Genomic DNA, 1,898 nt, shown 5'->3' on the forward strand with positions numbered 1-1,898 from the left:
CCGGGGGGGGGCTTTCCCCCGGTTCAGCCCCCCCCCCCCCCTCACAAAAAAAACCGGGGGCCGGTGGCGGGGCCCCGTGCTCCCTCCCCGAACCGCCGCCAGCATCAGCGGGCGGCTTCGGTCGCTCCTTCAACCTTGGCCGGCGCCTTGCGCGGGGCAATCCACAGCCGCGCCACGAACCAGGCCAGCGACAGCGCACCGATGCTGAAGATGGTGTCGCCCGGAACGCGCATCCACACCAGCATCTCGATCAGCGGTTGCTGCATGAAGTCGGCGGAACGCGCGTACCAGTAGCCGTGGTCGATCGCCGCGACCAGCTGCAGGATGCCGATCGGCAGCAGGGTGAACAGCGCCATGCCCACCAGGCCGATGTTCAGCGCCCAGAACGCGGTGCGCAGCGGTGCATCGGGCCAGATCGCGTCGGGCTTGAGGCCACGCAGGCAGAACAGCATCAGGCCGATGCCCAGCATGCCGTACACGCCAAACAGCGCCGTGTGGCCATGCAGCGGGGTCAGGTTCAGTCCCTGCATGTAGTACAGCGGCAGCGGCGGGTTGATCAGGAAGCCGAACAGGCCCGCGCCCACCAGGTTCCAGAACGCCACCGCCACGAAGAACAGGATCGGCCACTTGTAGCGCTGCATCCAAGGCGTGGCGTGGCCCAGCTTGAACGTGTGGTAGGCCTCGAAGCCGACATAGGCCAGCGGCACCACTTCCAGCGCCGAGAACGAAGCGCCCAGCGCGATCACCGCCACCGGCGTGCCGGTGAAGTACAGGTGGTGCAGGGTGCCCAGCACGCCGCCGGCCATGAACACGATGGTGGCGAACAGCGTGGCCATCGTGCCCGTGCTGGTCTTGATCAGGCCCAGCTTGGTGAACAGGAAGGCGACCACCGCGACGGCGAACACCTCGAAGAAGCCCTCCACCCACAGGTGCACCACCCACCAGCGCCAGTACTCCACCATCGACAGATGGGTGTGCTCGCCCCACATCAGGCCGGCGCCGTAGAACAGGCCAATCGCGATGGTGGACAGGAACAGCAGCGTGGTGATGGACCGCGATTCACCGCCGGCGCGAATGGCCGGCACCAGGCAGCGGCCCACCAGCGTCAGCCAGATGCCCAGGCCCGCGAACAGGAACCACTGCCAGAACCGGCCCATGTCCACGTATTCCCAGCCCTGGTGGCCCCACCAGAAGTTGTTGGCCAGGCCCAGCTTCTGCATCACCGCGAACCACTGGCCGGCGAACGAGCCGACCACGATCACGATCAGGCAGACCCACAGCACGTGCACGCCCAGCGCCTGGTATTTCGGTTCATGCCCTGAGATGGCCGGGCCGATGTACAGGCCCATGCCCAGCCAGGCCGTGGCGATCCACAGCACCGCCAGCTGCGTGTGCCAGGTGCGGGTGAGCGAATAGGGCAGGTATTCGGCCAGCGCGAAGCCGTAGGCCTCCTGGCCTTCGACCTGGTAGTGCGCGGTGATCGCGCCCAGCGCGATCTGCACCAGGAACAGCGCGATCACGATCCAGAAGTACTTGGCCGTGGCCTTCATCGAAGGCGTCACCACCACGGAAGCCAGCGGGTCGGTGGCCGGCAGCTGCAGCGGCGCTTCTTCGCGGCTGTGGTTGACGGCGTAATGCCAGCCCAGCAGCGCGATGCCGGCAATCAGGAACAGCACGCTGAACACCGTCCACATGAACAGGTTCGAGGGCGGCGTGTTGCCCACCAGCGGCTCGTGCGGCCAGTTGTTGGTGTAGGTGATGTCCTTTCCGGGGCGCTGGGTGACGGCCGACCAGGCGGTCCACCAGTAGAAGGACGTCATCGCGCGCCGGTGCTCGGCATCGGGCACGGTGTTGTTCTTCATCGCGTAGTTTTCGCGAAGCTCGGCCGTGGCGGGGTC

General features: G+C 66.8%; 1 protein-coding gene. It reads right to left on the reverse strand.

The window, feature by feature from the left end:
- Positions 1–104: 104 nt before the first annotated feature.
- On the reverse strand, positions 105–1,898 hold a 1,794-nt coding region (locus K0M70_RS06225; protein ID WP_290780719.1), incomplete at its 5' end, for a nitric-oxide reductase large subunit.

This window comes from Arenimonas sp. (genome assembly GCF_019459675.1).
GTDB lineage: Bacteria > Pseudomonadota > Gammaproteobacteria > Xanthomonadales > Xanthomonadaceae > Arenimonas.